We start from the raw sequence: 1,040 nt of genomic DNA, 5'->3' as shown, positions 1-1,040 counted from the left end.
TGCTCTACCAAGCTGAGCTACGTCCCGATAAATAATATGCCGGTGAAGGGACTCGAACCCCCACGGTTTCCCTCACGATTTTGAGTCGCGCGCGTCTGCCAATTCCGCCACACCGGCCAATCAAGATAAAATGGCGCGCCCTAAGAGATTCGAACTCCTGGCCTTTTGATTCGTAGTCAAACGCTCTATCCAGCTGAGCTAAGGGCGCAAATAAAATGTAGAAAATATTGGAGCGGACGATGGGAATCGAACCCACGACCCTCGCCTTGGCAAGGCGATGCTCTACCGCTGAGCCACGTCCGCAATGTAATATTCATTGCATTACTTATGATCGAGCCAATTTTCTTTTAAAGAAAATGGCGGAACCGACGGGATTTGAACCCGCGATCTCCTGCGTGACAGGCAGGCATGTTAACCCCTACACCACGGTTCCAAATTAATTGCGGGGACAGGATTTGAACCTGTGACCTTCGGGTTATGAGCCCGACGAGCTACCGGACTGCTCCACCCCGCGTCATTAATACTTGCTATAAAATTCTATGGTGGAGATTGACGGGATCGAACCGCCGACCCTCTGCTTGTAAGGCAGATGCTCTCCCAGCTGAGCTAAATCTCCAAGAAGTAAATATGACCCGTAGGGGACTCGAACCCCTGTTACCTCCGTGAAAGGGAGGTGTCTTAACCACTTGACCAACGGGCCACAATAAAACGAACACTTTACATATTAACATTTTATTACTTTAAGAACAAGTTAATTTAAAACTAACTAATTTGCTATTGGCTGTAATAAAACGGCCTCTGGCGGAGAGAGAGGGATTCGAACCCTCGAGACGCTTGTAACGCCTACACGATTTCCAATCGTGCTCCTTCGGCCAGCTCGGACACCTCTCCATATGGCTCCCCGAACAGGACTCGAACCTGTGACAACTCGATTAACAGTCGAGTGCTCTACCAACTGAGCTATCAGGGAATAGTCACCGTCTCCTCGGATCGCTCCTTGAAACGGTCAATCTGTACTGCTCTGCTTGGCAACGTCCTAC

At 49.6% G+C, this 1,040-nt stretch carries 9 tRNA genes; all 9 read right to left on the bottom strand.

The features are described from left to right. Nucleotides 1–37: 37 nt before the first annotated feature. A tRNA-Leu gene (locus tag PTI45_RS22970) sits at nucleotides 38–117 on the bottom strand. Between the two features lie 14 nt (nucleotides 118–131). Next, nucleotides 132–208 (bottom strand) — tRNA-Arg (locus tag PTI45_RS22965). Between the two features lie 20 nt (nucleotides 209–228). Continuing rightward, nucleotides 229–303, bottom strand: a tRNA-Gly gene (locus tag PTI45_RS22960). 54 nt (nucleotides 304–357) lie between these two features. Continuing rightward, nucleotides 358–433 (bottom strand) — tRNA-Asp (locus PTI45_RS22955). A 7-nt stretch (nucleotides 434–440) separates the two neighbouring features. Further along, nucleotides 441–514: transfer RNA gene (locus PTI45_RS22950), tRNA-Met, on the bottom strand. 26 nt (nucleotides 515–540) lie between these two features. Further along, nucleotides 541–616, bottom strand: a tRNA-Val gene (locus PTI45_RS22945). Between the two features lie 12 nt (nucleotides 617–628). Beyond that, a tRNA-Glu gene (locus PTI45_RS22940) sits at nucleotides 629–700 on the bottom strand. A gap of 99 nt (nucleotides 701–799) precedes the next feature. After that, nucleotides 800–891 (bottom strand) — tRNA-Ser (locus PTI45_RS22935). Nucleotides 892–894: 3 nt separating this feature from the next. Then, nucleotides 895–970: transfer RNA gene (locus PTI45_RS22930), tRNA-Asn, on the bottom strand. Between the last annotated feature and the right edge of the window lie 70 nt (nucleotides 971–1,040).

It is taken from the genome of Paenibacillus nuruki, assembly GCF_001721045.1.
In the GTDB taxonomy this organism is placed as follows: domain Bacteria; phylum Bacillota; class Bacilli; order Paenibacillales; family Paenibacillaceae; genus Saccharibacillus; species Saccharibacillus nuruki.
This window is presented reverse-complemented; position numbering and strand designations above follow the sequence as displayed.